This window comes from Streptomyces sp. NPDC091209 (genome assembly GCF_044757755.1).
Taxonomy (GTDB): domain Bacteria; phylum Actinomycetota; class Actinomycetes; order Streptomycetales; family Streptomycetaceae; genus Streptomyces.
On sequence record NZ_JBIVVR010000008.1, the window covers coordinates 191870 to 218561 of the forward strand.

The 26692-nt window shown below is 71.1% G+C and carries 27 protein-coding genes and 1 pseudogene; 19 read left to right on the forward strand and 9 right to left on the reverse strand.

Annotation, left to right across the window (positions count from 1 at the left end; all coding sequences use genetic code 11):
• Positions 1-11 precede the first annotated feature (11 nt).
• A complete protein-coding gene (locus tag ACIQRL_RS24250; RefSeq protein ID WP_401334883.1) occupies positions 12-560 on the reverse strand; it encodes a DUF1062 domain-containing protein in 549 nt (182 codons plus the stop codon).
• A gap of 243 nt (positions 561-803) precedes the next feature.
• Here ACIQRL_RS24250 and ACIQRL_RS24255 point away from each other — a divergent pair, with 243 nt between their 5' ends.
• The 4 genes from ACIQRL_RS24255 to ACIQRL_RS24270 all read left to right on the forward strand — a co-directional run bounded on the left by ACIQRL_RS24255 (position 804) and on the right by ACIQRL_RS24270 (position 4121).
• The gene (locus ACIQRL_RS24255; protein ID WP_401334885.1) at positions 804-1421 is read left to right on the forward strand and encodes a TOPRIM nucleotidyl transferase/hydrolase domain-containing protein; all 618 of its coding nucleotides are present in this window, start codon (positions 804-806) and stop codon (positions 1419-1421) included.
• Positions 1422-1499: 78 nt separating this feature from the next.
• Positions 1500-2462 carry an NAD(P)H-dependent flavin oxidoreductase gene (locus tag ACIQRL_RS24260; protein ID WP_401334887.1) on the forward strand — a complete coding sequence of 321 codons (963 nt, stop codon included), beginning with the start codon at positions 1500-1502 and terminating at the stop codon, positions 2460-2462.
• 349 nt (positions 2463-2811) lie between these two features.
• Positions 2812-3417: a hypothetical protein gene (locus ACIQRL_RS24265; RefSeq protein ID WP_401334890.1), complete on the forward strand. Its 606-nt coding sequence runs from the start codon at positions 2812-2814 to the stop codon at positions 3415-3417.
• A gap of 218 nt (positions 3418-3635) precedes the next feature.
• The gene (locus ACIQRL_RS24270) at positions 3636-4121 is read left to right on the forward strand and encodes a 2'-5' RNA ligase family protein (RefSeq protein WP_401334892.1); all 486 of its coding nucleotides are present in this window, start codon (positions 3636-3638) and stop codon (positions 4119-4121) included.
• Between the two features lie 139 nt (positions 4122-4260).
• On the opposite strand, the gene ACIQRL_RS24275 is transcribed toward ACIQRL_RS24270, so the two are convergent.
• Positions 4261-4761 (reverse strand): GNAT family N-acetyltransferase, encoded by a 501-nt coding sequence (locus tag ACIQRL_RS24275; protein WP_401334895.1) that lies wholly within the window; start codon positions 4759-4761, stop codon positions 4261-4263.
• A 173-nt stretch (positions 4762-4934) separates the two neighbouring features.
• On the opposite strand from ACIQRL_RS24275, the gene ACIQRL_RS24280 reads away from it, so the two are divergent.
• The 3 genes from ACIQRL_RS24280 to ACIQRL_RS24290 all read left to right on the forward strand — a co-directional run bounded on the left by ACIQRL_RS24280 (position 4935) and on the right by ACIQRL_RS24290 (position 7994).
• Positions 4935-5408 (forward strand): carboxymuconolactone decarboxylase family protein, encoded by a 474-nt coding sequence (locus ACIQRL_RS24280; protein WP_401334897.1) that lies wholly within the window; start codon positions 4935-4937, stop codon positions 5406-5408.
• 86 nt (positions 5409-5494) lie between these two features.
• The gene (locus ACIQRL_RS24285; RefSeq protein ID WP_401334899.1) at positions 5495-6418 is read left to right on the forward strand and encodes an RNA polymerase sigma-70 factor; all 924 of its coding nucleotides are present in this window, start codon (positions 5495-5497) and stop codon (positions 6416-6418) included.
• A 289-nt stretch (positions 6419-6707) separates the two neighbouring features.
• Positions 6708-7994: an MFS transporter gene (locus ACIQRL_RS24290; RefSeq protein ID WP_401334902.1), complete on the forward strand. Its 1287-nt coding sequence runs from the start codon at positions 6708-6710 to the stop codon at positions 7992-7994.
• A gap of 151 nt (positions 7995-8145) precedes the next feature.
• On the opposite strand, the gene ACIQRL_RS24295 is transcribed toward ACIQRL_RS24290, so the two are convergent.
• A complete protein-coding gene (locus ACIQRL_RS24295) occupies positions 8146-8895 on the reverse strand; it encodes a hypothetical protein (protein ID WP_401334905.1) in 750 nt (249 codons plus the stop codon).
• A gap of 549 nt (positions 8896-9444) precedes the next feature.
• Between ACIQRL_RS24295 and ACIQRL_RS24300 the strand changes: the two genes are divergently transcribed.
• Positions 9445-9702, forward strand: a complete 258-nt coding sequence (locus tag ACIQRL_RS24300) for a hypothetical protein (protein WP_401334906.1) — start codon at positions 9445-9447, stop codon at positions 9700-9702.
• Between the two features lie 215 nt (positions 9703-9917).
• Entirely contained in the window at positions 9918-10475 is a 558-nt protein-coding gene (locus ACIQRL_RS24305; RefSeq protein WP_401334908.1) for a pyridoxamine 5'-phosphate oxidase family protein, read from the forward strand.
• Positions 10476-10625: 150 nt separating this feature from the next.
• Here ACIQRL_RS24305 and ACIQRL_RS24310 read toward each other — a convergent pair whose 3' ends face one another.
• Positions 10626-11540 (reverse strand): MerR family transcriptional regulator, encoded by a 915-nt coding sequence (locus ACIQRL_RS24310; RefSeq protein WP_401334910.1) that lies wholly within the window; start codon positions 11538-11540, stop codon positions 10626-10628.
• 98 nt (positions 11541-11638) lie between these two features.
• On the opposite strand from ACIQRL_RS24310, the gene ACIQRL_RS24315 reads away from it, so the two are divergent.
• The 5 genes from ACIQRL_RS24315 to ACIQRL_RS24335 all read left to right on the forward strand — a co-directional run bounded on the left by ACIQRL_RS24315 (position 11639) and on the right by ACIQRL_RS24335 (position 18175).
• Positions 11639-13195 carry an alpha/beta fold hydrolase gene (locus ACIQRL_RS24315; RefSeq protein WP_401334913.1) on the forward strand — a complete coding sequence of 519 codons (1557 nt, stop codon included), beginning with the start codon at positions 11639-11641 and terminating at the stop codon, positions 13193-13195.
• Between the two features lie 279 nt (positions 13196-13474).
• On the forward strand, positions 13475-14053 hold the full coding sequence (locus tag ACIQRL_RS24320; RefSeq protein WP_401334916.1) for a toxin-antitoxin system, toxin component: 579 nt from the start codon (positions 13475-13477) through the stop codon (positions 14051-14053).
• Positions 14054-14056: 3 nt separating this feature from the next.
• On the forward strand, positions 14057-15235 hold the full coding sequence (locus ACIQRL_RS24325) for an MAB_1171c family putative transporter (RefSeq protein WP_401334917.1): 1179 nt from the start codon (positions 14057-14059) through the stop codon (positions 15233-15235).
• A gap of 106 nt (positions 15236-15341) precedes the next feature.
• Entirely contained in the window at positions 15342-16649 is a 1308-nt protein-coding gene (locus ACIQRL_RS24330; RefSeq protein WP_401334920.1) for a DUF6545 domain-containing protein, read from the forward strand.
• Positions 16650-16774: 125 nt separating this feature from the next.
• A complete protein-coding gene (locus tag ACIQRL_RS24335; protein WP_401334923.1) occupies positions 16775-18175 on the forward strand; it encodes an FAD-dependent oxidoreductase in 1401 nt (466 codons plus the stop codon).
• A 60-nt stretch (positions 18176-18235) separates the two neighbouring features.
• Here ACIQRL_RS24335 and ACIQRL_RS24340 read toward each other — a convergent pair whose 3' ends face one another.
• A complete protein-coding gene (locus ACIQRL_RS24340) occupies positions 18236-19051 on the reverse strand; it encodes a DUF427 domain-containing protein (protein ID WP_401334926.1) in 816 nt (271 codons plus the stop codon).
• Positions 19052-19433: 382 nt separating this feature from the next.
• On the opposite strand from ACIQRL_RS24340, the gene ACIQRL_RS24345 reads away from it, so the two are divergent.
• Complete coding sequence (locus ACIQRL_RS24345) at positions 19434-19877, forward strand: GNAT family N-acetyltransferase (RefSeq protein WP_401335513.1); 444 nt, start codon at positions 19434-19436, stop codon at positions 19875-19877.
• A gap of 29 nt (positions 19878-19906) precedes the next feature.
• Here ACIQRL_RS24345 and ACIQRL_RS24350 read toward each other — a convergent pair.
• A pseudogene (locus tag ACIQRL_RS24350) lies at positions 19907-20220 on the reverse strand (MFS transporter); the annotation flags it as partial.
• A gap of 90 nt (positions 20221-20310) precedes the next feature.
• On the opposite strand from ACIQRL_RS24350, the gene ACIQRL_RS24355 reads away from it, so the two are divergent.
• The 4 genes from ACIQRL_RS24355 to ACIQRL_RS24370 all read left to right on the forward strand — a co-directional run bounded on the left by ACIQRL_RS24355 (position 20311) and on the right by ACIQRL_RS24370 (position 22715).
• Positions 20311-20733, forward strand: a complete 423-nt coding sequence (locus ACIQRL_RS24355; RefSeq protein ID WP_401334928.1) for a pyridoxamine 5'-phosphate oxidase family protein — start codon at positions 20311-20313, stop codon at positions 20731-20733.
• 519 nt (positions 20734-21252) lie between these two features.
• The gene (locus ACIQRL_RS24360; RefSeq protein ID WP_401334931.1) at positions 21253-22014 is read left to right on the forward strand and encodes a vitamin K epoxide reductase family protein; all 762 of its coding nucleotides are present in this window, start codon (positions 21253-21255) and stop codon (positions 22012-22014) included.
• A 126-nt stretch (positions 22015-22140) separates the two neighbouring features.
• Entirely contained in the window at positions 22141-22497 is a 357-nt protein-coding gene (locus ACIQRL_RS24365; RefSeq protein ID WP_401335516.1) for a PRC-barrel domain-containing protein, read from the forward strand.
• A gap of 44 nt (positions 22498-22541) precedes the next feature.
• The gene (locus tag ACIQRL_RS24370; protein WP_401334934.1) at positions 22542-22715 is read left to right on the forward strand and encodes a hypothetical protein; all 174 of its coding nucleotides are present in this window, start codon (positions 22542-22544) and stop codon (positions 22713-22715) included.
• A 179-nt stretch (positions 22716-22894) separates the two neighbouring features.
• Here the strand turns inward: ACIQRL_RS24370 and ACIQRL_RS24375 are convergent, their stop codons facing one another.
• The 3 genes from ACIQRL_RS24375 to ACIQRL_RS24385 are packed head-to-tail and all read right to left on the reverse strand — an operon-like array spanning position 22895 to position 26435.
• Complete coding sequence (locus ACIQRL_RS24375) at positions 22895-24397, reverse strand: pyridoxal phosphate-dependent decarboxylase family protein (protein WP_401334936.1); 1503 nt, start codon at positions 24395-24397, stop codon at positions 22895-22897.
• Positions 24397-25761, reverse strand: coding sequence for an MFS transporter (locus tag ACIQRL_RS24380; RefSeq protein ID WP_401334938.1), 1365 nt, complete (start codon positions 25759-25761; stop codon positions 24397-24399). Before ACIQRL_RS24380 ends, ACIQRL_RS24375 begins: the two co-directional genes overlap by 1 nt.
• Positions 25758-26435, reverse strand: a complete 678-nt coding sequence (locus ACIQRL_RS24385) for a TetR/AcrR family transcriptional regulator (protein WP_401334941.1) — start codon at positions 26433-26435, stop codon at positions 25758-25760. The genes ACIQRL_RS24380 and ACIQRL_RS24385 overlap by 4 nt, the downstream gene beginning before the upstream one ends.
• Between the last annotated feature and the right edge of the window lie 257 nt (positions 26436-26692).

Sequence of the window (26692 nt, forward strand, 5' to 3'; positions counted from 1 at the left end):
CCGAGCAGGGCTCAGCGCTTGAGCGTGAAGGTGAAGTCGCCGGAGAGCTTGCCGCTCAGCCGGACTGCGGAGACGAGTTTGCCCTCCGCGATCAGTCTCTCGACGTCGGCCCGCGAGAGACCGCACCCTTCAGCGATCAGTCGCCCCGGCCTGACGGGGATCCGCGCCGCGAACCGGACCGAGACGTCGATCACCTCGCGGTCCGGATGATCCGGTCCGCCGGTGTCGAGACGCCAGGCGTTGCCCCAGTCGAGGGCGACGCGGTTACGGCGCCGTACGACCGGATCCTGGAGCAGCTCCGCTGCCAGGCCAGGGTCGTTGGCATGCAGTCGGTCCAGCAGCTCAGGTCGTATGGACCGCACGTTCATCCGCTCCAGGACGGTGAGTTTGGCGGTTTCCCCGCACGCGGTACAGAGCGCGAGGAGCCAGACGTCAAGGAGCTTGTGGTGGGCGTTGACGCGGAATTTGCCGCTTGCCCGGAGGCGCTCGGACGCGCACGCGTGGCAACGGCGGAGGACGATCGGCAGGCAGGTGGGCACGACCACCCAGTTTTCGAGCACAGAAGTACACCGGTTCCAGTGAGAAGTCCGCAGCAAAAAGGAGCGCGGCGCACAGGCGCGACGCGCGACGATTCAGCGCTCGGGAGGTCTCACAGGGTGTACAACGGCACGTCCTTGACCAGACGACTTGGGTCGGCAGCACGGTATGGGCACACGGCGGCGCTGTTCCACTGGTTTTCGAGCGTCCGGGGCCGGCGAGGAAATTGGCTGTCGTGCCGGTCGCGGAAGGCTCAGACTCTGCGGGTGAGTGACATGGAGGCGTTCCGCGAGGCCGTTACCGCGTGGGCGGCCGGTGGGCCCGGTGACCCGGCGCGCGAGGTGGCCGCGCGGCTGTCCGTCCGGACTGCCGTTCTGCTCGAAGGACCGAGCGATGCCGCGGCGGTCAGCGCACTGGCCGAGAGCCGCGGCAGGAACCTGGAGGCCGAGGGCGTCTGCGTCCTGGCGATGGGCGGTGCGATGAGCGTCGCGCGCTTCGCGTCACTCCTCGGGCCGCCGGGCCTGGGCCTCCGTCTCACGGGACTGTGCGACGAGGCGGAACAGGGCTACTACGCACGCGGCTTGGAGCGGGCCGGTGCGGCGGAGCGAGGCTTCTTCGTCTGCGCCGCGGATCTGGAGGACGAACTCATCCGCGCGCTCGGCGTGACGCGGGTGGAGGAACTCGTCCGGGAAGAAGGCGACTTGCGCGCCCTGCGGACCTTCCTGCGTCAGCCCGCACAGCACGGGCGCACCCTACAGCGGCAGTTGCGGCGTTTCCTCAGCACGAAGAAGGGGCGCAAGATCCGCTACGGCCGTGTCCTTGCCGAGGCACTCTCCCCCGACCGCGTGCCTGCCCCGCTCGACGGCTTGCTCAACAGCATCTGACCGCCGGCCTCCGACCGTTCCCGGACACCTCGTCCGCGGGATGGCGTGGCGCCGTCCGTTCGGGCGACGATGGCAGCCATGACACTGTCGACGGCGTTCACGAGATTGTTCGGTGTCCGGCACCCGATCGCCCTGGCTCCGATGGGCGGTTCGGCCGGCGGTGAGCTGGCCGCGGCCGTCTCGCGCGGGGGCGGGCTCGGCTTGCTGGGCGCCGGAGGTGGCGACCCGGAGTGGCTGGCGCGCGAGCTGCCGATCGTGGCGGGTGCCGGGGTGCCGTGGGGCGTCGGGTTCCAGGCCTGGGCGACCACCATCGAGGTGATCGAGCTGACACTTGAGCACGGCCCCGGAGCGGTGATGTTCTCCTTCGGAGATCCGGGCCCGTTCGTCGAACGGGTCCATGAGGCCGGCGCGGCGGTGATCATCCAGGTCACCGATCTGGAGGAAGCCCGGCAGGCGTTGGACCTGGGCGCCGACGTCGTCGTGGCGCAGGGCACGGAGAGCGGCGGGCACGGCGCCCGGCACGGGCGGTCCACCCTCCCCTTCGTAGCGGTGGTGGTGGATCTGGCGCAGGGAGTACCGGTACTGGCGGCCGGTGGGATCGCGGACGGCCGTGGCCTGGCGGCCGTCCTGGCGCTGGGCGCGGCCGGGGCGGTCATCGGCACCCGCTTCCAGGCCACGTCCGAGGCCCTCGTCGACCCCTCGACCGCCAAGGCGCTCGTGGAGGGACGCGGACAGGACACGGAGCGCAACCGCATCCTCGACATCGCCCGGAACTCCCGATGGCCGTCGAGGTACACGGCTCGCACTCTGGGCCACCCCTACCTCGACCGGTGGAGGAGCCGGGAAGCGGAACTCGCCGCGGACCCCGCGGCAGCCCGCCTGGCCTATGAGGGCGAGGTGGCCCGTGGTGATGTACCCGCGTCGCCGGTCTGGGCGGGCGAGGGCGTCGACCTGGTCACCGACCTGCCACCCGCGGCCGATCTTGTCGCCGCCCTCGCCTCCGAGGCCGGCCGTGCCCTGGCCCGGGCGGGGCGTGACTGACCGGAGCGACGCTCCAGGGCCGGAGGGTCCGCCGTTCCTGACAGGGCCGCCCTCCCCCCGTGTCGGGCACCGTGCACAACTTCGCGAAAGACGGGTAGGAGCTCTGACGGAATGTCACCATGGCCCGGAGAACCGCTCCGAGCCCACCCCCGTGGCAACCATCGGCATCCTGGACCGCCCCTCTCGACCGCTCCGCATCACCTCACGGGCCGTGGACACCCGTGCCTCGCAACCCGCCTCGAGTCCCACGTACGCACGCGACCGGCCGAGCCTCGCCATCACGATCGCCGCACCTCACGTGACGGGAGCCGGCCCGGTTCGATGGCTTCGCCGGAACAGGAGCACACTCATGCGCCTCTACGCCCAGACCCCAGCGCGCCGGAGCCGTCAGGTACTCGCCGACCTGATCGCCGTGGCCCTGATCGCGGCCGCGGTGTGGTTCGCCCTGGCCGTCCGCGACGCGATCCTGCTGCTGGCCGAGCCGGGGCGGAAGGCCCAGAGCGCGGGCGACAGCCTCGCCGGCGGCCTCGGTGACGCCGGCGACGCGGCCTCGAAGGTGCCGTTCGTCGGAGGCTCCCTGAAGAAGCCGCTCCTGTCCGCGGCCGACGCCGCCACCGGTCTCTCCGACGCCGGTCAATCGTTGGCGGACTTGGTGGGCCGCGTGGCCACGTTGGCCGCCATCGCCCTGATCGTGCTCTCCGTGGCCTTCGTCCTGCTGTTGTGGCTTCCTCCTCGCCTGCACTGGATCCGGCGCAGTGCCACCACCCGACGTCTCCTGGACGCCCCTGGAGGCGCCGACCTGCTCGCCCTGCGCGCCCTGACCGGACGGCAGCGCGATCTCGCCGCGGTCCCCACCCCGCCGGGTGGCCTCGCCGACGCCTGGCGGCGCGGAGACCAACAGGTCATCGCCGACCTGTCCAAGGTGACCCTGAGGCAGGCGGGCCTGCGGCCGTGACACGCGAAGCGCACACCGGCCCCACGAGAGGGCAAGCGATCCAGGCGATCGGCGTGAATTCCCTCAAGGCCCGGCTTCGACGATCGGGCCGGGCCTTCCGCCCCCGCTGGCAGAGACGATCGGTCGTGGCCTTCTGCACCCGGTGACCGAGCTGGTAGACAGGTGCGATGGCAGGTGACAACTCCGGCGCATCTCAGGCAGGGCAGTCAGGACTGGTCGTGAGGGTCCCTGAACTGGAACCTGTCGTACGGGCGTGGCGGGACCGGCTGGACCCGTCGGCCCGTGCGGGGGTCCCGGCGCATGTCACCGTGCTTTTCCCGTTTCTCGACGAGAGCCGCATCGACAGCGACACCCTGGCCGCCATCGATGGCGTGATCGGGCGTCATCACCCCTTCGAGGCCCGGTTCGAGCACTTCGGTCGATTCCCCGGGGTTCTGTATCTCGCCCCTGAACCGGACGCGCCGTTTCGTCGGCTCACCGAGGCCATCGTGAGTCGGTGGCCCGAAACCCCGCCGTTCGGCGGGCAGTTCGATGACATCGTCCCGCATCTGACCATCGCCCAGGCACCGGACGACACAGCCCTGGACGAGGCCGAAGCCGACCTTCGCGGCCGGCTTCCCGTCCTGGTCGATGTGTCGTCGGTCGATCTCATGGTCCATGACGGATCGCGGTGGCGGCAGCGGGCGTCGTTCGCGCTCCGCTGACACCGCGACGAGAGAGCGAGAGCGTTCGGTCGTCGGCTCTCAGCGACCGGCTTGCGGCTCGACGCAACCCGCTTCCCGGTAGGGACCGTCGGCCGACAGCGGCCTCCAGCCGTTGAGCTCGGCGGGAGCGGCCCGCCCGTCAGACCAGTCGCTTGTGCAGGACGATGCAGGGACGCCGGTACTGGATGTCGGTTCGACGGTCGATCTCCTGCCAGCCCAGGGAGGTCCAGAACGCGAACGCGGCGGGGTTGTTCTCCAGGACGGCCAGCCGAAGGCCCTCCCTGCCGTCGCGGCGAAAGCGTTCCTCTACGAGCCCGGCCAACCGTCGGCCGAACCCGTGCCGGTGCAGACTCCCGTGCACCAGCAGCAGCCCGATCCACGGATGTCCGTCGGTGGGGTGACGGTCGAGCAGACACAACAAGCCGACGATCCGGTCCTGCCCGTCACGGGCGAGCAGGACCTCGCAGCCCTCGGTCTCCGCTTCCTCCCGCAGATCCGCCTCGACCCTGTCGGCCGGAATGCGCTCGGGATCGTACTCGCCCGCGGCCCGGCAGTACTCCGGGTTGCTCGCGTAGAGACCGACCACCTCGGCGATCTCTTCCGGGGAGAAACGGAGCGGGGTGAGCGACAACGGTGACATCCGGGCAGGTTAACCAGCGGCACGACCGTCCAGGACGATGGGTGCTCCGTCGACCGCCGCACGCCCCGCGCGCCGAGGTGATGCGATGGGGGTCGCCTTCGTTCATGTCACAGGGAACCGGGCTACCTCGTCTCAAGGGATACAACCACTGACGACGACCGAGGAGCTCCAACATGGATCAGCGGCTGAACTACTTCGCCAGCCCGACCGCGGGCAAGGCCCTCAAGTACTTCATGTCGGCCGGCAAGGCGCTCAAGGACTCGCCGCTGCCCGCCGCGACGCAGGAACTGGTGGCACTGCGTGTGAGCCAGATCAACGGATGCGCCGTCTGCGTCGACATGCACACCAAGGAGGCCGCCGCCGCCGGCGAGACCTCGGTACGGCTGAACCTCGTCGCGGTGTGGCGGGAGGCCACGGTGTTCACCGAGGCCGAGCGGGCCGCGCTGGCGCTGGCGGAGGAAGGCACCAGGGTCGCGGACGCGGCCAAGGGCGTCAGCGACGAGGTGTGGGCGTACGCCGTCAAGCACTACGACGAGGAACAGCTCACGGCCCTGGTGATCCTGGTTTCCTTCATGAACTCGGCGAACAGGCTGAACATCATCACCCAGCAGCCGGCCGGCGACTACGAGCCCGGACAGTTCCACTGAACGGCACCGGCATCGGGTTCGAGGCCCGGTTGCCGACCCCGGGCCAGGAGAGTTGCCGACGCCGGGCCAAGAGAGAGGGACTCGCCGTGGACAAGGTCGAGGAGTTCGAGGAGCTGCGACCGCTGCTCTTCTCGATCGCCTACCGGATTCTGGGCAGCGTGAGTGAGGCCGAGGACGCGGTGCAGGAGACCTGGCTCCGCTTCGACCGCTCGACGACCGCGCCCACGTCGGCCAAGGCCTTTCTCTCCGCCACGGTGACGCGGGTGTCGATCGACGTACTGCGCTCCGCGCGCGTACGGCGGGAGGAGTACGTGGGCTCGTGGCTTCCCGAGCCGCTGCTGAACGATCCCTACCAGGATCCGGAGCGCTCGGCGGAGCTGGCCGACTCCGTGTCGATGGCGGCGCTGCTGTTGCTGGAACGGCTCAGCCCGCTCGAGCGGTCGGTGTTCGTCCTGCGGGAGGTGTTCGCGTTCGGGTTCGACGAGATCGCCAAGGCCGTCGGACGTTCGGAGGCGGCGTGCCGGCAGTTGCTGGTGCGGGCACGGCGGCACATGGAGGCCGGGCGGCCCCGGTTCGAGGCGGACCGTCAGGAGCGGCAGGAACTTGCGGCGCGGTTCTTCGACGCGTTGAGGGACGGTGATGTGGGGGCGCTGCGGGGTGTGCTGGCCGCCGACGTACAACTGGTCGGGGACAGCGGGGGCAAGGCCCCGCAGCTGGCCCGGGCCGTCAGCGGGGCCGACAACGTCGCCCGGCTGCTTGCCTCCGTCTTCCCTCTGATGGCCCGGATCGATGTGACGTGCGAACCGCACGAGGTGAACGGCCAGCCCGGTGCGATCTTCCGCGCCCGGGACGGCAAGATCCTGCACATCCTCGCCCTCGACGTGCTCGACGGGCGGATCCAGGCGATCCGTGCGGTGATCAATCCTGACAAGCTCGGCCACCTCGGGCCGGTCACCGACGTCTGGGCGGTCGACCGGGAGGTGAGGCAGGCCCGCCGTCGGTCGCACTGACGCGGTGCGTCCGTCTGCCGGAGCGGGCATCGGTGGGATCGGACGAGCCGTGTGAGTCTGCCTCGGCCGATGCGCCGCAGTTCCTCGTCGTGCTCGATGCTTTTGAAGGGGGCCACGGGGCCACCGCTGCGGGCGCCGGGCCCGGCAGCGGGGCCGACTCCGCGCGGAGAGCGGCGACGGCAACCGCGACGGCCACGGCGGGGGCTGAGGCCAAAACGATTCGCCCTGGCCAGGGCGCGCCCGTTACCCTGCGCGACGTGAACCACCCCCGCGCATCCCGCCGTCCCTCATGAGTCTCGCCCGAACCCTGATCGACGTCCGGCCGTTGCGTACGTCCCCGGTCTTCAGGCGTCTGCTGATCGGCCGGACCGTGTCGGTGCTGGGCAGCTTCATGACCATGGTCACCGTCATGTACCAAGTCTGGGACATGGCGCACAGCGCGGTCTGGACCGGCGCGGTGGGGCTGGCGCAGGCGCTGCCGATGGTGGTGTTCGGGCTGTTCGCCGGCTCACGGGCGGACCGTGGCGACCGTCGGCGCATCTTCCTGTTCGCCACCGTCGGCCAGGCGGCCGTCTCCCTGTTGCTCGCGGTGCAGGGCTTCACCGGGCACGTCCCGGTGGTGGGCGTGCTGGGCCTGGTCGCCGCTCAGTCCTGCTGTTCGGCGGTCGGCGGTCCCGCGGCGGGCGTGTTCGTGCCGAGGCTGCTGCCGAAGGACCAGGTGGCGGCCGGGCTGGCGCTCCAGCAGGTCTCCGGTCAGGCGATGATGCTCGCCGGTCCGGCGCTCGGCGGCATCCTGCTCGGCTGGGTCGGTATCGGCCCCTGTTACCTCGTCGACGCCCTGTCCTTCGGGCTCGCGTTCTACGGCGCGTTCGGACTGCCGGCTCTGCCTCCCTCGGGTGAACCGTCCCGGGCCGGGCTGCACGGGGTGCTGGACGGCCTCCGCTTCCTGGCCGGGCACCGAGCGGTACGCGGCGCCCTGATCACCGACCTGGCCGCCACCGTGCTCTCGATGCCGACCAGTCTGTTCCCGCTGGTCAACGCCGAACGGTTCGGCGGCAGTCCACGCACGCTCGGTCTGTTCCTGTCCGCACTGGCCGTCGGCGGCATCGCCGCGTCCACGCTGTCGGGCCGGGTCACGCGGCTCGGGCGTCCCGGGCAGGTGATGCTCTGCGGCGCGGGGATCTGGGGGCTGGCCCTGGCGGGCTTCGGTCTGACGCACGATCCGTGGGCCGGGCTCGGGCTTCTGGTCCTCGCCGGCGCCGCCGACGCCGTCTCGGTGATCTCGCGCAGCACGATCGTGCAGACCCACACGCCGGACGCCCTGCTGGGCCGGGTGACGGCGGCCGAGCAGATCGTCGGCCAGGCCGGCCCCAACCTCGGCAACCTGCGTGGCGGCGTCGTCGCCGGCTGGGCGTCCGGCGCGACCGCCCTGGTCAGCGGCGGGCTCCTCTGCCTGTTCGCGGTCGTCTGGGTCGGCGCGAAGACGCCGGAACTACGCCGCGGTTCCGTCCCCGAGGTCCACACCGGGCCCACACCGCTCCAGGCCGTGACCGCCTCCGTACCGGACGGATCATGACGCCCTCGGCCGCGCGCCGACGCCCAGGTGCTGCACCGGTCGGTATCAGGGGCCGGGTCCGGAGCAGGAACCGGGCCACCACACCGGCGCCTGGGCTCTGCTCCCGACCCGATCCGATCCGGCCCGGCAGCGTCGGCAGCCCGCTCCTTCCTTAGTGGTCGTCAGTGCCCGAGGGCCGGTTGTCGATCGGCGGGAACGCGAGACCGGTCGGGGTGTTGAGGCCGGAAGCGGGAAGGGTGTCCTGCCCGCCGCCGGCCTCGCTGACCCGTACCACCCGGTTGTTGAGACCATCGGCCACATAGAGGAAGCCTCGGCCATCCAGGGCGAGGCCCAGCGGATCGCTCAGACCGGTGGTGGGTACCGTGGTCTGCGTACCGCCGTCCGCGGGCAGCTTCACCACGCGGTTGTTGCCGCTGTCCGAGATGTACAGGTCCCCGGCGGCGTTCAGCGCCAGACCGGTCGGCTGGGACAGGCCGACGGCGGGGACGGTGATCTGACCGCTGCCGTCCGCGGGAACCTTCACCACCCGGTTGTTGACGAAGTCGGAAATGTACAGGTCCCCGCCGGTGCTCAGTGCCAGGCCCCAGGGATGGAGAAGTCCCGTGGTGGGGACGGTCGTCTGGCCGCTGCCGTCGGAGGGGACCTTCACGATGCGGTCGTTGAAGCTGTCGGCGATGTAGAGGCTGCCATGCGCGTCGACGGCGAGGCCCAAGGGGCGTGACAGGCCGACGGTGGGGACGGTGGCCTGCTCCCCGCCCCTCGACTCGAGCTTCACGACCCTGTTGTTGCCCGTGTCGGAGACGTAGAGCTCACGGGCGGTGTCCCACGCCAGGCCGGTCGGACGTACTACGCCGTTGAGCGGCACCGTCGTCTGACCATCCCCGTTCGCCGGCGATCTCACGACGCGGTCGTTGCCGTAGTCGGACACGAACAGAGGCGGTCTGGCCGGTGAGGGACCATCCTCCTGTGTCGCGCCCGCCGGTCCGGTGGGCAGTGCACAGAGCACGAAGACCCCTGCGGTGGCCGCGATCCGCCGGGCCCAGCGTCCCCTGCGGCCCTCACCGGTCGACGTTTCGCGCGTTCCTGATTCCGTTGTCCTGCGCTTCACGTTTCGCCCATCTGTTCTCGACGGTCGGCGCGGGGCCGACCGTCTGCGGAAACGGTTGCCGCCGCTCGGGCACAGAGCAGCACCGCTGGTACGACGAGCGCCCGTCCGGAACGGAGACGCCGTCGTGGGTTCGGGCGGCGCCCAGCTCGGCGGCATGGTCGATGCCTTCCCCCGTGACGCGTCGCATCCCCCTGCCATCGCCCGCTCGGCCGACCCACGCGTCGACAACGCGTTCAGAACGGCACCAACAAGCCGCCCGTTCCTACCGATGGATCCGGTGTGCGAAAGACCTACCGTGCGCCTGCGCTACGGGCGCCGGGAGAGGCACTTAAATAGCGGACCATGGCTACCGAGTCTCAGCGGTTCACCGTCTTGCTGGTCCCCGAATACCTCGAGAACACGGGCGCGGCCTCCCCGCAGGACTCGGCTGTGCGATCGGCGGTCGTCGAAGCGACCGGCGAGACGGGCCAAACGGGCTACCCGCGCTACGCGGGGGACGGGATCGTGGCCGACATCGACCCTCGTACGCGCACGGTCGAGGCAGTGCTCGTCGACGGCTCGGAGCTGGACTACGGGCTGAACGCCGTCGTCGGTTCCTGACCCGGCCGTGTGCCCGCTCTTCCCGAGGGCGCTGTGCAGGGCTGACGGCACGAACCCCCTCACCGTGGACGCATCCCGGACGGACGCACATTCCGGAGCCGGTCCGGACCATCAACGCAGGGCGAGCCGCGTCAGCTGGCAGAAAAGCAGCCGACGCAGCGATGATTTCGGGGCGGGCGGCCGGTCGTTATCAGCGAGAGGAAGGGTGATCCGCCATGCCGACGCAGGAACCCGTGGAGCTACCCACCACCGAGCTCGATCCCCGCTACAGCTCCGCTGTCAATCCGCGTCCAGGTGCCGCGGACGTCACCGCCACCGAGTGGGCCGAGGCGCAGCGGCAGTTGGAGAGCGCCGAGATCTTCTGGCTGTCGACGGTGCGGCCGGACGGTCGGCTGCACGTCACTCCCGTCATCGCCGCCTGGCACGCCGGGGTGCTGTACTTCTCCACCGGCCCTGGGGAGCAGAAGGCGAAGAACCTCGCCCGCGACGGTCACTGCGCGCTGACCACGGGCGGGAACTCGCTCACCGAGGGGCTCGACCTCGTGATCGAGGGCAGGGCGGAGCACGTTGCCGATCCGGCGACGCTGGAGAAGGTGATCGCGGCGTACGAGGCGAAGTACGGATCGCACATCACCTCGCCCGAGGGCACCTTCCACGGGATCGGGGACGGGTTCCGAAAAGGGGACGTGACGGTGTTCGGGGTGGCCCCGGCCACGGCGTACGGCTTCGGCCGCGACGACGGGGTCTACACCCATACGCGGTGGGCGTTCTGAGCGGCGAGGCTCCCTGAGGCTCGGGCATCCGGAGGATGCCGGGCCCGTGAGCCTGTCGCTTCACCTGTGCGTCCGGGAGCCGCGAGCCGGGATCCGACGCGGGGCGGTGGCTTGCCCGACCACGGGGAAAGCCACCGGAAACCGCCCGGTTCAGTCCGCCGAGCGGGCGATCTGGTTGTCCAGCGCGGTGCAGAGCCAGTCGTGGGTGGCGCCGGGGGTCGGCTGTGGCGTGTCGCAGAGCTCGGCGGTGAGTTTCCAGTAGTGGTCGATACGGGGGTCCGCGGCCAGTTGCCCGCTGAGTCGGCGGCGGAAGGCGGGCGTGTCCCGCGTGTCGCGTGAGCGGGCGTAGGCGGAGACGAAGCAGTCGAGTGCCTCGCCCTCGTGCGGTGTCCGCTCGGCCACCAGGTGCGGCGATGCCAGCGCGTACGCCTCGACGAGACCGTCGTAGAGGACAGCGGGACGGCCCCCGTCGGGCCGGTGTGCCGCGGGCTGGCCGTTGCCCGTGCCGGGGCAAGGAGCGGAGACGAAGGCGTGCAGCCGGGTGAAAGCCAGCACCTGGGCCGGCGTCGGGCCTTCGGGGAGCTGCGGGACGGAGTGTTCGACAATGGCGGAGACGAGGCGGGCCGGGAGCCGCGGCGGCAGCCAGCGCCGCCAGAAGCGTGCCAACGGTGCCGTGCTGGGCGGCACGGACACGGCGCCGATCAGCCGCAGCCGCTCGGCACGTTCCTCGGGGGCGCAGTCCTGGAGCAGTTGGAGGGCCGCCTCCTGCCAGCGCAGAGCGGTGAGCCGGGAGCCGATCTGCCGCAGTTGCCCCGCGACGACGTCCTCCAGGGTGTCCTCCTGGTCGAGGACCCGTCCTACTTGGGGAACCGGCAGGTCGAGGGTGCGCAGGGAGCGGATGAGATGGAGCCTGTCGAGCGCCTCGGGGCCGTACCGGCGGTGGCCGCCGCCGCTGCGGGCGCCTTCGGGCAACAGACCCTGGTCCGAGTAGAAGCGGACGGTCTTGACGGTGACGCCCGCGCGCTCGGCGAGCTCTCCGATGCTCCACATGGTGTCGGGGGACACGGGCTTGAACCTCCCTCAGGGGGAGTTCCTACCGTACCGGCGAGCGCGGAGCTCCGGTACGGCCGGCTCCGCGGACCATCGTGTGCGAGGAGACGCTGATGACGGCATTCATCCTGGTGGCGGGCGCCCATACCGGCGGCTGGGTATGGCGGGAAGTGGCCGCCCGGCTACGGGAGTCGGGGGCGCAGGTGTATCCCGTGACGCTCACCGGCATGGAGGAGGGCGGCCCGGCGGCGGGGCCCGACACGGACCTGGAGACGCATGTCCACGATGTGCTGCGGACGATCGACGAGGTGGACGCGGCGGAGGTGGTGATGGTCGGTCACTGCTACGGCATCTATCCGGTACTCGGCGCGGCCGACCGGCGTCCGGAGCGGATCGCCCGGATCGTCCACCTGGATGCCGGCACGCCCCAGCACGGCGACCGGGCCCTGGCCCTGGTGCCCGACGACAAGGTCCGCGACCGTCTTCTGCACGGTGCCGGTGCGTCCGAGGACGACTGGCGGATTTCTCCGCCGTCACGTGAGGAGTGGCAGCGCTGGGGCAGCGTCGCAGGACTCCCGTCGGCCGTCCTGGCCCGGCTGGCGGAGAACGCCGTCCCGCAGCCGGTGGGCACACTGACCCAGCCGCTCCGCCTGTCGGGTGCGGTGTCCTCGCTGCCGTCGACCGGCGTCCTGTGCACCGGGAACGGTTCGAGCATCGCGATGGTCGAGGGCTTGGTGGGATTGGGTGACCCCCGTTTCCAGGCCCTCGCCGAGCCTCGGGTGAGCTTCTTCGAGCTCGACACCGGGCACTGGCCGATGCTCTCCCGCGCCGACGACGTGGCCGGGATACTGCTCCGGGCCGCCGCGGGAGAGGGGCACCGGGTGAGCGCCGCGGCGAGCGGACCACCGTCGCACCTCCGCCCGTTCCTCATGGAGGTGCCGGAGCAACGTCGCGAGCGGATCGGGCGGGTCGATCTGCACCTCCCCGATGGCGTCCCCGAGGGCGTCTCCGATGGTCTCTCCGGCGACCGCTCCGAAGCCGAGGGTCCCTGGCCGGCGGTGGTGTTCGTCCACGGCGGCCCGGTCCACCCCGACGTGCGGCCGACTCCACGCGACTGGCCGGGCTTCATCGGCTACGCCCGCTGCGTGGCGGGTATGGGAGCGGTCGGTGTGACACTGGACCATCGGCTGCACGATCTCGCCGACTACGGGCGGGCCGCCGACGACCTCGCCGAAGCGGTCGATCTCGTACGGGCTGATCCGCGCGTCGATGAGGACCGCGTGGCGCTGTGGTTCTTCTCCGCCGGCGGGCTGTTGTCGGCGGATTGGCTGGCGGCGCCCCCACCGTGGTTGCGGTGTGTGGCGGCGACCTATCCGGTCCTCGCACCGCTGCCGAACTGGGCGCTCGTCGATTCCCGTTTCCGCCCGGCGGTCGCGGTACGGACCGCGGGCCGGTTGCCGATCGTGGTGACCCGGGTGGAACGGGAGCGCGCGGAGATCGCGGTGACGGTCGAGGAGTTCCTGGCCACCGCCAAGGAGTGCGACGCCGAGGTCGAGGTGATCGACGTACCAGGCGGCCACCACGGTTTCGAGACGACCGACCATACCGAGCAGGCGGCCCGCGCGGTGGAACGCGCGGTGCGGTCGGTGCTGGGGTATCTGCGGGGCTGAGGGGACCGCCGCCCGAGCCGGACCCGGCGTCTCCGCCACCCCGGGGACTCTGCGCCCCGTCCCTCGGCCCATCGGCGGGTCCGGCTGCGCAACACGTGCGGACTACGGGAGTTGGCCGCGCGAGCACAGTAACTTACCTAGGATGAAGTCCAGTTGATGACCGGATGGGCGGGACGCGTGACCCGCCGGGAGCGATCGAGTCGTCGGCACGAGCCGTGAACTTCTTCGGCTGGGTGTTTCGGGCAAGGTGGTTACGATGGGCGCCGTGCGGCGGCGCTCATGCTGAGCTTCGCGGGGAGAGCAGTGCGTACAGGCAAAGCCAAGGAGATGCGTAAGCTGATCGGCCGACTGGCCGACGGACTCGAACCGCCCGTTCCGACGACCCCGGACACCCTGTTCGCCGCGCTGATCGACAGGGTCTCCGAAATCCGGGGCCGTCCGGTCATCCTCCTCAAGGAAGAGTTCCCGCACCGCACTGCGACGGGCCTGTGGCTCGACATGCCGGAGCACGACATCATCGTGGTGGACAAGCGTGCGGCGCCCGTCCATATGTTGGCGATCATCTGCCACGAGATCTGGCACATGATCGAGGGGGATTGCGGGCAACACGCGGCGGGCGTCTCCGTCGCGGAACGGGCCCTGAACGAACGGACCGACCTCCACGAGGCGGTGCGGGCCGCGGCTGCGCGTACCGAATTCCACGAGCGCTCGGAGCAGGAAGCCGAGACCTTCGCCCTCCGGGCGGTAACGCATCTGCGGATCTGGCTGGAGGGGGAACCGGGCAGTCCCGCCGCGGACCGGACCCAGATCGCGGGCCGGATCGGAGCTTCACTGGGACACCGCCGGTCCAAGGCCTGACCCGTGGACGCCTCGCCCTACTACATACCCGCGCTTGCCCTGTGGGCCGGTCTCGCGGCGAAACTGCCCGATCTGGTGCGAACCTGGCGTGACCCGCTGATCCGGTCGGTCTGCTGGGTGATCTTCCTGGGGGGTGCCGGATTCGTCTTCGCCGCGCCGCCGACCGTCGCGGCCGTGAACCATGCCAGCGGCATCCCGAATCTCGCCGCTCCCCTCGACTACGCCATCGTCAGCGCCTACAGCGCCTCCTGCCTGCTGTTGATTCTTCACTGGCGCGGAGGGCCGACCGGCCGTGTACGACGTGTGGCCCGACGCTGGCAGATCGGCTACACCGTCCTGATCGCGCTGCTCGTCGTCCTGTTCATCATGGGAAACGCCTCCGTCGAGCGGCGTACAGATCTTGACACCTACTACGCCACCACGCCCTGGATAGGGCAGATGATCGCGTTGTACCTGCTCGGCCACATGACCGCCGCGGTGACCACCACAGCACTGTGCTGGCGCTGGGCGCTGCAGGTCCATGGATGGCTACGGGCCGGACTGTGGCTCCTCGTCGCGGCCTGGCTGTTGAACCTTTCGTTCAGCACGCTCAAGATCATCGCCGTGGCGGCGAGGTGGACCGGCAACGACTGGGACGTGCTGAGCACCCTCCTGGCGCCCGGTCTCGTGGGCCTGGCCGCCACGATCGCCACCGTCGGGTTCACGGTGCCGCTGCTGGGACCGCGGATGGTCCGGCTGTGGCACGGCGTGGTCACCTGGTGGCGGCTTGGACCGCTGTGGCATGAGCTCAGCAGCGCCTCCCCCCACAGCCGGCTCGTCGCCCCCATCCCCTGGTACTCGTCGTACGCCGTGCGGCTCACCCAGCGTGAGGCGGGTATTCAGGACGGACTGAACCTCGTCCGCCCGCATCTCGACGACCGGGTTCGCTCGCGCGCGCAGACGGCGGCCCGGTCCGCGGGCCTCGAGGGCGAGGACGCCTCACACATCGGCCTCGCGGCGATGATCACTGCCGCTGTACACAACCGGTCCGACGACGCTCCGTCCCCGAGCAACGGATTCGACCCCTGTGCCGGTCTCTCCACGCGCGCCACCTTGGTGGGTGTGGCACGTGCTCTGCGTTCGTCCCCCATCGTCGCGGCAGCACGTGCCGCGGCCGCAGTCGACGAAGGGACCCGGGCATGACCCTCTCCACCCTCCACCTCGCGTTACCCGCCTGCCCGGTCGCACCCGGCCGACCGCCGACGGGACGACCGAGTCCGGCGCACGCCCCCGAAGGAGCGACGGCCTAGTGGACAGCGGCGTCGTCTTCTACATCCCCGGTGTCGTCCTCCTGCTTGCCGCTGGGCTGAAACTGTCGGCGGGCACGGCCGTCTGGCGCGACTCGCTCATCGCGTCGAGCAGCGCGATCCTTCTGGCCGGGTCGTCCGCGTGCATCCTGTCCGCCCCGCCGACGATCCGGTTCGTCAACGACGCGACCGGCGTGGCGAACTTCAGCGCCCCACTGGTCTACTCGGGCATGACCGCGCTCAGCGCGGCCTACCTCGTTCTGATGGTCAATTGGAGGGGTGGGCCGCCGGATACCCGACACCGCGGCGTCCGGCTCGTGCTGGCCGTGTACGGGCTGGTGATCGCGGGCATCTGGGTCCTGTTCGCCCAGGCGGACGTGCCCGTGGAACGGGCCCGGGATCTGGACACCTACTACGCCAACACGCCCTACATGCGCGAAATGATCGTGCTGTACATGGTCGCGCACACCGCCGCCACCGTCGCCCTCGCGGCCATGAGCGTGAACTGGCTCCGGGAGGTGCGGGGCGTGACCCGCGCCGGCCTGGTCCTGCTCGTCGTCGGCCTGACGTTCGACGCGGGCTACCAGGTCGCCAAGTACACCGCCATGGCGGCCCGTTGGGCAGGCGTCGACTGGGACTTCCTCTCCACCGACGTCTCCCCACCGCTGGTCATGCTCGCCGGCGTGACCTGCGCCTGCGGTTTCGCCGTACCCAGGGTCGGGCCGCCGGCCGTTGACAATCTCCGTGCCTGGCGGCGCTACCGGCTGCTGAAGCCCCTGTGGGCGGAGATGCGGACGCTGCGGACGCCGACGGAGGGGATCATCCGCTGGTGGGATCCGCCCGTCGTACGCCTGGCCCGTCAGGAGATCGCGATCTGGGACGGCGTTCTGGCCTGCTCGCCCTATCTTGACGACCAGGTGCGCGCGACCGCGTACACAGAGGCTGTGGCGTCCTCGGCCGCTGCCGGTACTTCAGGAGTACGAACGTTCCTGCGGTCGACGGCCGGTGCGGTCGTGCAACCCTTCCGCGCAACGCCGATGACGCCGATGACGCCGATGACGCCCGCAACTGACGGCGTACCCGGGCAAGTTGCCCACCAGGCCGCGTTGGTCGCCGAGGCGGCGATGCTGGCCGCGGCCCGCGTGCACGTCGTCCACAACGAAAGCGTCCAGGTACCGGCGAGGGCGGGGGCGCTGCAGTCCCTTTCGAAACCGCAGTTGATGGTGCGTCTCTCGCGAGCGCTGTCGTCGTCGCCGGTCGTGGCCGGGGCACGGCGACGCGCCGCCGCCCAGGCCACCCGGCAGACGTAGCGGCGATGGAACCTGCCGGAGCAGGACCCCGCCGTCCACGCCCCGGTCGCAGTTGACGCCGCTGTCGCGCAGAGCTGAACAGACCGACGTACGACCGTTGCCCGTAAGAGAAATGAGTGCACCCCATGCCATCGTCTGCCAGAACCGCCTCCCGTCCCACCGTGGTGGTGATCGGAGGCGGAATGACGGGCATGCTCGCCGCAGCCGTGCTCGCCGACTTCGCAGACGTTCGGATCATTGAGCGCGATGTGCTGCCCGACGGCCCACAGCCCCGCAAGGGACTTCCGCAGGCCCGCCACGCTCACGTGCTGTGGTCGGGCGGCGTCAAAGCCCTCGATGAACTCCTGCCCGGCATCGTCGCGCAGCTCGTCGCCCACGGTGCCCACACACCGCGCATCATGACCGACTTGGTGTCCAAGGCTCCGTCCGGCCAGTGGTTCCGCAGGTTCGACCACGCACGCCACACCAACCTCCTGTGCAGCCGCGACCTCCTCGACGCCGTGATCCGCACCAGGGTTCTGCGCGACGAACGCGTCACCCTCCTCCAGCGGACCGAACTGCTCTGCCTGCAGGGCAACGGGGCCCGTGTGACCGGCGTCAGGATTCGGGCGGACCGGTCCGAACAGTCCATCCCGGCCGACATGGTGATCGACGCGAGCGGTCGGGCGAGCCGTGCCCCCGCCTGGCTGAAGGATCTCGGACTGCCGCCGATCGAGGAGCGGTCCGTCGACACCGGTACCGGCTACGCCAGCCGGATATACCGCGCACCCGGCAGAGCGGCGGACGGCTTCCCCATCGTCAATGTCCAGGCCGATCCCCGCCAGGTCCCCGGCCGCGGCGGCATCATCGCCCCCATCGAAGACGGCCGATGGCTCGTGACGCTCTCCGGAACCCGCGGCGGGCAGCCCAGCGGCGACAACGACGAATTCCTGGCCTTCGCCCTGAGCCTGCCTCATCCCGTCATCGGCGAACTCCTGGCCGGGGCCGAACCCGAAACGGACGTCATCACCACCCGCAGCACAGCCAACAAGCGGCGCTACTACGAGAAGGCCGTCCGCTGGCCCGACGGCTTCGCCGTGCTCGGCGACGCCGTCGCCGGCTACAACCCGGTCTACGGCCACGGGCTGAGCGCCGCCGCGCAGAGCGTCATCGCCCTGCGCCGCATCCTGCGGCAACGGCACATCAGCGCACCCGGCACCGCACGGCGTATCCAAAAGGCCGCGGCGCGCCCGGTGGAGAACGCCTGGAACCTTGCCGTCGGCCAGGACGTGTTCTACCCGGGCGCCAGTGACCAGCCTCCGACCCGCCTCGAAAGGGCTCTCGCCGCGTTCGTCGACAAGGCGGTCGACGCCGGTTCGCGCAATCCGCATGCCCTGCGCATCCTGCTGGATGTGATGAGCATGGAAAGTCCGCCCGCCCGGCTGCTGATGCCCGACATGCTCGCCCTTGTCTACCTCGGCCGGAAGGAGCCTTCCCTGGAAGGCCCGCCGCTGACGGAGCACGAACGCGAGGCCGTCACCCCCTGAGGAACTGACCCACGCGGAAGAGGAGTTCAAGAACAGGGAGACTTCGGCGCCGGGGTTCCGTCAGTGCGGGGTCTGCTCCGCGAGCCCTTTGGTGAACGGGGTGACGGGACGCTCCAGGACTTCGCCGTCCACGGTGATGTCGACCGCCTCGTTGTAGAAGGCCAGGAGATTCTTGACCGGGCCCACGGCGGGCAGCGGTTCCGGGTAGCTCCAGACGACGTTCGGCGGGACGGCGGGTCCACCCCGCCACGACCAGTACCGGGCCGTGCCCTTGTACGGGCAGCCGGTGTGGTGGTCGGTGGGGACGAACAGTTCCAGGCGGACGTCTTCGCGCGGGATGTAGAACCGCGTCGGCAGGCCTGTCTCGAAGAGCAGGACCGGGCGGTGGGTGTCGGCGACGAGGGTGCCGTCGACCTCGACCCGGACGTGGCGGCTGCTCGGCATGGCGTCCACGCGTTTGTGCGGGTCCCGTGGGTGGATGAAGATCTCTTCCTCCTCCTCGTACCAGTGCTGCAGGCCGCGGCCGGTGCGCCGGAACCACTCGAACGCGATGTGACCGGCCAGGTCGGAGGCGGGGAACGTCCAGGCCGCGTTCTCCAGCAGCTCGCCGTCGAGTTCGAGATCGTAGAAGATCCGCGATCCGGTGTGCGTGCCCGTCGGCGGGTTCTTCGCGGGGCGGAGCAGGTCCTCGCGGACCTCGCCGCGCGGGAAGGCGTACAGCGGCACCGGTACCGAGGGTTCCCACACGAGGACGGGGTGCCTGCTGTCCACGACGGTGACCTCGCCCTCGCGGCCGCGCACCCAGCGTTCACTGGGCTCCCAGAGAAGGCCCTCCGGGGTTGTCCGGACGGCTCGCGCGGTGGGAAATGTGGTCATGACCGGCCCTTCTTCGGATCGCACACGACGCGACGTCGGCGAGGGCGAAGCGGGGCGGTCCCCTGCCCTCCCGCGAGCCGTCCGGGGCGCCGGACATCCGCGGGCGGGCCCCTGTCGACGTCGCTACTGGCCCGCTTCCACAGTGGCACGGTTCGGAGCGGCTGCCGCCGCGCGGCGGTCGGACAGCGACGGTCCGCTGGGCGTCCGCCGCCCCCGCCGACTGGTTCATCCGTCCAGGCGTCGGTTGGCCGGCGCCTCGGCGTGTACACGGCCGAGCCCGGCACTCGACCACGACGGCCCGCTCCTGCTCGACATGACGGCACCGAGTCGGCACCGCACGCAACCGGCACCGGTGGGCCCACCGCGCGGTAGCGTGATGATCATGGTGGATTGGGAGCTTCGGCCGGCGTCGCTTCGAGATGTCGAGGCGGTCGCCGAGTTGCGTGCCGTGGTGCTGCGGGCGGATCTGGAACGGCTCGGGCGGTACGACGCCCGACGCGTGCGGCAGCGGCTGCGGGACGGCTTCGACCCGGCGCACACCTGGGTGATCGAGGTCGGTCGTGCGCCGGCCGGCTGTGTGGCCCTGCGACCGGCCGAGGACGCGCACTGGCTCGAGCATTTCTACCTGGCGCCACATCTTCAGGGCAGCGGAATCGGTTCGGGCGTGCTGAGCGAGTTGCTGAAGCGGTGCGATGACCTGGGTGTCCCGATCCGGCTCAACGTGCTGCAGGGCAGTCCGGCGCAACGGCTCTACGAGCGGCACGGGTTCACCGTCGAGTCGGAGAATCCGGTGGATGTGTTCATGGTGCGCGAACTCGCCCGCTAGCCGGGGGCACGCCGACGGCGAAGGCGGTGGGTGCCTCCGATGCCGAGGAAGAAGCCGCCGATCAGCAGCGCGGTGAGGGAGGAGTGCCCAGCCGGGCCGAGGTGGAGGACCGGCAGAACGGTGGCCGCCGACACGATCGGGAACAGGACGCGACAGTCGTACCGGCCGGTCGGCGCGCCGACCGGCACACGGCGCAGGGATCCGACCACGACGGGCACCGCCACCAGCAGCGACTGCTGGAGCGACGACATGTCGAGGGTGTCCTTGAACCGGGGCCGAGCGGGCTGGCCAGGGCCCACGCCCAGAAGTTCACGGCGAAGCCGACGGTGGCCAGAGCCGGCATCGGCCACGCCCGCAAACTCCGTCCTGGCCTGCCCCGGAGTAGGGCCGACCGGCCCTACACGGTCCCGGCGCGCGGAGAGACGATGGTCCGATGTCCCAGGACGACGTCTTTCACGAACTCGACCGGCAGGAGTGCCTACGCCTCCTGGCCAAGGTCCCGGTCGGCCGCGTGGTGTACACCCGACAGGCCTTGCCCGCGGTCCTTCCTGTCAATTTCTGCCTGGACACGGACAGTTCTGTCCTGCTGCGCACCTCGTCGGACTCGGATCTCGTCCGCGCGATCGACGGTGTCGTGGTCGCCTTCGAGGCGGACGAGTTCGATACGGAGACCCGGTCCGGGTGGAGCGTGGTCGTCACGGGACGTGCCACTGTCGTGGCCGACCCCGCCGAGCACGCACGGCTGTCGCAGGTCGGCCCCACGTCGTGGATGCCGTTGCGGAACGTGGTGTTCGTGCGGATCGACTCGGACCTCGTCACCGGACGCGACCTCCGGGGAGCGTACGGGCCGCAGTGACGGCACCCGTCCGCGCCGGCCGGGGTCTCGGAACCGCCCGCCGCACGGTCGAGGGACACGTGCCGAGGCTGCGCGGCCAGGGCGCGTGAGGACGGGCCGTGTCCTCGGCCCACCGGGTCGAACCGTCGGCCCCGTCCACGTACGGATCCGGGTGTCAGTGCCCGTGTCAGCGATCTTCGGGATCCGGCCCCGTGACCGTACCCGGTACGGGGTCCACGCAGGCACGCGGCGGGCGCCTCCCGTCGGTGCCGTATCCGAAGCGGATCAGTACGTGCGGGGCACACCGCCGCTTCGCTCCGGGCGGCCTCGATCGGGGTGGGCACGACACCGGAAGGACTTCCGGTCCCCGGCCTGTGCGATGCCGTGGCCCGCCGCGGCGATTCCGACCCATCGGCCGACCGGACCCCGGTACAGGGACCGTTCGGCCCTGTCGCGACCGACCGGAGTGGGCCGGATGGTGGTCGGGCAGGGCCCGCCGGACCAGGTACGCCGAGGTCCGGGGCCCCTAGCGTCCCCATCATGGAGAACGATCAGAACGTACGGGGGCAGGCGTCGCGACCTGGTCTGCCGCCGGAGGGCCGCACCGGCGCCGCTCCCGTCAGCCGCGAGCCGGACCCGGCGGCCCTCCCCCTCCGGGCGGACCCGATGAGCCACGGTCCCGTGCTCTCGGCGCGGTCCACGGCCGCCGCGGCCGCACAGACGACGGGAGCCGGCCGCCGAACGGCCCTGGTGATGCTCATCACCGGAATCGTCGGCTGGCTCGCCTCCTTCCAACTGACGGTGGACGACTGGCGGTTGCTCCGCGACCCCACCTACCGACCGCCGTGCAACATCAGCCCGGTCGTGAGCTGCGGCAGCGTCATGTCCAGCTCGCAGGGCAGCCTGTTCGGCTTCCCCAATATGCTGCTCGGGCTCGGTGCCTTCGCCGCCGTGGCCGCGCTGGGGGTCGCCGTCCTCACCGGCGCCCGACTGCACCGCGGGCTCTGGCTCGCGCTGGACGCCGGGGCGCTGACGGGGGTGGTGTTCGTCCACTGGCTGATCGTCCAGTCGCTCTACGAACTCAACAAGATCTGCCCTTACTGCGCCTGCGTGTGGATCTCCACCATCGCTCTGTTCTGGTACGTCACCCTGCACTGCCTGGAACAGGGAATCCTCCCCGCGCCGCGACGCGTGCTGATGGTCCTCCGCGACACCCATCTGCTGCTGCTCGGCGCCTGGTACGGAGTGATCGCCCTGCTCGTCCTCACCCGCTTCTGGCCGTACTGGAGCAGCTTGCTGTGACCCGGCCCGCCGCGGCGATCGATTTCCGCGTGATCGCGGCCGTCCGGGCCGGTTCCCGGCGGCGCAACGTCGGCGACCTGCGCATCAGGCCGACGATCGGGGGTACCTGCCCTGTGGAGGTTCATGATGTTCGAGGCAGGTGACATCCGCGAGTGGCGTGGTCACGACGTGGTGGATCCCGGTGGCCACAAGATCGGCACACTGGAATCCGTCTACGTCGACACGGCGACCGACAGTCCGTCCTTCGCCACCGTGACCGTGGGCCTGCCCACGCGCCGTCGCCTGGTGTTCGTACCCCTTGACGGCGCGACCGTCGGGCCCGGGTACCTGAAGGTCGCTCACGACAAGAACCTGGTGAAGAAGGCCCCCGCCATCGACACGGACGGCGTGCTGCCCGCCACGGACGAGCCGGGAGTCTTCGCACACTACGAACTCACCTACACACCGGGCGTCAAGGGCGAGCGCCGTCTCGCCCGTCGCTGACCGCCGAAAGTCCCCGAAAGCCCCGAAAGTCCCTGGGAGAGCCGATGAGCCTGTTCCTGTTCCTGCTCCTCGCAGCCCTCGTCCTGGGCATCATCGGATTCACCGCCCACGGACTGTTCTACCTGCTGATCATCGGCTGCCTCGTCCTGATAGCCGATCTCGCCTATGCCGGCATGCGTTTCCGCCGCGGCGGACGAAGGCATCGCACAGCCCGTTGAGCCCGGGCGGCCCGGCACCGGGCTCCCCGGCAGCGGACGCCCTCGTCCGGCCCTCCTGGCCGGCGGTACCGGGACGAAAGCGATCATGGCCGGGTACGTCCTCGTCGTACCCGGCCACAGCCGTCGTGGCCCTGACGGCTCCTGGGCGACAACCTTCACGGCGCCTGCCGGAGCTGTCCTCAGCCGCCCAGGTACGGGCTGTAGAGCGCGGACAGGAAGCGGGTGACGATGACCTCGCGGGTCGCCGCCGGGAGGGCGTCCAGGAGGCGGTTGACCGGGGCCATCCGGGCCGCGTTGTCGCCGCTCAGGTCGACGCCCGCGGCGGGGAGCAGTGCCGCGAAGGACGCGTTGTCGAGTTCGGTCAGGTCCACCTGCTGGAGCAGGTCGACGATGTCGGCGGGGGGTGTCGGGGGCCCGAGCGGACGGACGAGGTCGACGCATGCGCGCAGGACGGCGAGCAGCTCCTCGACGCCGTGCTCGCTGACCCCCGTGAGGGTCAGATGCAGGTTGGCCGGGAGGCCGTCGAGGCTGAGCTGGGGCTGGAGGAAGAAGCCGCGGGCGCGGGTCTCGTCGGCGAGGGCGAAGAGGTCGAGCGGGGTCTCGGCCGTCGGGTCGGTGCCGATGGCGACGAGGGTGGCCTCGGGGGTGCCCAGCACGGTGAGGCCGTCGATCTCCTTCACGCCGCTGATCAGCCGGCGGGTCGCGGACAGGGCGGCACGGCCGAGTTCGCGGTAGCCGTCGGCGCCGAGAGCCTGCAGTGTGGCCCAGGCCCCGGCGAGGGGTCCGGCTCCCTTGCTGCTCTGGATCGTGGAGTTGACGACGCTGTAGCCGGGCCAGGCGGCACAGGCGTAGTAGGCGTTGAGGCGCAGGGCCTCGTCGCGGAACAGCAGCACGGAGGCGCCCTTGGGGGCGTAGCCGAACTTGTGCAGGTCGCAGGAGAGCGAGGTGACGCCGGGGACGGAGAGGTCGAAGGCCGGGACGGGCGCGCCGGCCTCGGCGAGCCACGGCAGCAGCCAGCCTCCGACACAGGCGTCGACGTGGCAGGGGATGCCGCGGGCGGCGGCGTCGGCGGCTATCTCCTCGACGGGGTCGATGACGCCGTGGGCGTAGGACGGGGCGGAGGCGACGACGAGGACCGTGTTCTCGTTGCAGAGCGCGGCCATCGCGGCCGGGTCGGCCCGGTAGGTACGGGGGTCGACGGGTGCGCTGCGTACGGTGACCCGGAGGTAGCTGCCGGCCTTGTGGAAGGCGGCGTGGGCGGTGACCGGTACGACGATCTCCGGGGCGAGGACGTCCGGGCGGGCGTCCCGGGCGGCCTTCACCGCGAGAATGATCGACTCGGTTCCGCCGCTGGTGAAGATGCCCGGGGTGCTGTCGTCGCCGCCGAGGCGGACGGCGGTCGCGCCGACGACCTGGCGTTCCAGCGCGACGATGCTGGGGAACGCGGTCGGGTCCAGACCGTTGACCTCCATCATCGTCAGGTAGGCCCGTTCGGCGGCTTCGCGTACCTCGGGACGGCCGCTGTCGTAGACGTAGGCCGTGGTGTGTCCGCCTCGGGTGGGCAGGTCGGCGGCGGTGAGGACGGCGAGTTCGGCGAGAAGGTCGGCGCCGGCGCGGCCGGTCTCGGGCAGGCCGGGGTGGGCGGCCGGGGCGGGGACGGTGGCCTGCTGGGGAGTCGTCATCAGAGGGTTTCCGTTTCTTGCGCGGCGCGGCGGCGGCCGTAGGCGCGCAGGGCGGGCAGCGAGAGCAGCATGAGCAGGGCGGGGACGAGGCTGAAGCCGAGGAGGATGCCGGTCCGCGCGGTGGCGGTCTGGGCGACCGGATGGTTCAGCGTCGAGGAGACGAAGCCGGTGGCGGCCAGCGCGATCGAGTACGCGCCGGGTCCGGCCGCGAGGCCGACGGTCTCACCGGCCGTCCACAGTCCGGTGAACGCGCCGGACTGGACCTGGCCGGTCCTGGCCTTGTCGGCGTGCACCGTGTCGGGCAGCAGGGCGAGCGGGAGGACCTGCAGGGCGGCGTAGCAGACGCCGAGCAGCCCGCAGAGCGCGAGCGTCGCGGCGACAGCCACGGTGCCGCTGCCGCTGCCGGCCGCCGGGAGCAGGGCCGCCGCGCCGGCAGCGTATCCGCAGGTCGCGACCGTGAGGCAGCGCAGCCGCCCCCAGCGTCCGGCGGCCTTGGCCCAGAGCGGGACGGCGACGGCGCTGGGTGCGACCAGGCAGACGAAGAGCACCGAGGTCAGGCCGTAGCCGCCCAGGCGGTAGGTGGCGACGTACGGTGCGGCGGCGAGCATGATCGCGACGGCGGCGGCCTGCAGCACGAAGGAGGCGAGCAGCGCGAAGAACGCGCGGTTGCCGCGTGCGGTGCGGAAGGCCGCGACCAGGCCGAGGGGTTCGGGCCCGGGCCGTGAACGCACCCAGCGGGTACCGAGGGCGGGCACCAGCAGGACGGCCGCGACGACCAGGCCCACGATCAGGCCCATCGCTCCGTAGCCGGTACGGCCGCCACCCGCGACGCTGACGACGAGGGGGGCCGCGCCGCCCGCGACGAGGATGCCCAGGGTCAGGAAGACGATCCGCCAGACCATGATCCGGGTGCGGACGGCCGGCACGGGCGACATCTCGGCGGGCAGGGCGACGTACGGCACCTGGAACAGTGAGAAGGCGCTCGCGGCCAGGACGAACGTGACGGTCACCCAGACCGCCGCGCCCGTGCCGGTCATCGGGGACAGGAACATCGCCGCGAACGCGGCGGGCAGTGCGAGCCCGCCGGCGACGAGCAGCCGGGTCCGTCGGCCGGTACGGACGGCCTCCCGGTCGCTCGCCGCACCGACCAGGGGGTTGAACACGGCGTCCCATGCCTTGGGCAGGGCGACCACGAGTCCGGCGATACCGGCGGGGACGCCCAGCGCGTCGGTCATGAAGTAGAGCAGGAGCAGGCCGGGGACGGTGGAGAAGATACCGGTGCCGACCGAGCCGATGCCGTAGACGAAGAGGCGGCGGCGGGTGATCTCGTCGTCGGTGGTCGGGGGGACCAGGGCGGTCGTCATCCGCGCCCCTGGGCGCGCGGTTCCTGGGCGCGCGGTTCCTGGGCTCCGAGCCCCAGATCACGCAGGACGAGGGCACGCAGGTGGGCGCGGAAGCGCGGGACCTCGGCGCGGATGCCCGAGCGGCAGAAGCCGTGGGTGCTCCACAGCACCGTCCAGACGGTCATCTCGATGTCGGCGGGCGCTGCGGCCCCGGCCGTCAGCGCGGCCGGGACGACCTCACGCACCGTGTCGCGGACGGATGCGATCAGCGGGCGCGCGTAGGCGGCCTCCAGATCCGCGAACTCGGCGGCGTCCGAGAGCCAGCGGCGCATCCACAGGGCCGGGATGTGCGGCTGGTCGAGACAGAAGTCGAGGTACCGGTCGACCAGGCAGGTGACGGCCGCGACCGGATCGGTGGGCGCGAGTGCCCGGAACTCGACCAGCGCGTCCGCCAGCACCCGCTGCTCGGCGAGGTGCGCACGGAGCATGACCTCCCGGTAGAGGTCCGGCTTTCCGCCGACGTGGTAGGCGACGGTGGCCATGTTCAGCCCGGCGTCGGCGGCGATCCGACGGGTGCTGGTGCCGTCGTAGCCGTGTTCGGCGAAGAGGGAGGTGGCCACCGCGATGATGCGTTCACGACTGGCGTCGGCGGGCGGTGGCGCGGGGGCCGGTGAGGCGGGCGGTGAGTCGGGCATGGCGGGGACGATACGTCGCCGGAGCACGCCGATCAATCGATTGATGGAGGTAATTTCGCCGACCTCACCCGACCGCACCCACGATCTCGGCGGCCCCACCGGCCTCGACCGACCGGCACCCCACACCTCACGGCCGACCGACCTCACCCGACCGATCTCACCCGGCCGGGACGCGACGCCTCGCGGCCCCGCCGGCCTCGACCCGCCTCACAGGCGGCGCCAAGGGAGGAACCGTCCTCCGCACCATCCGCCCTGTG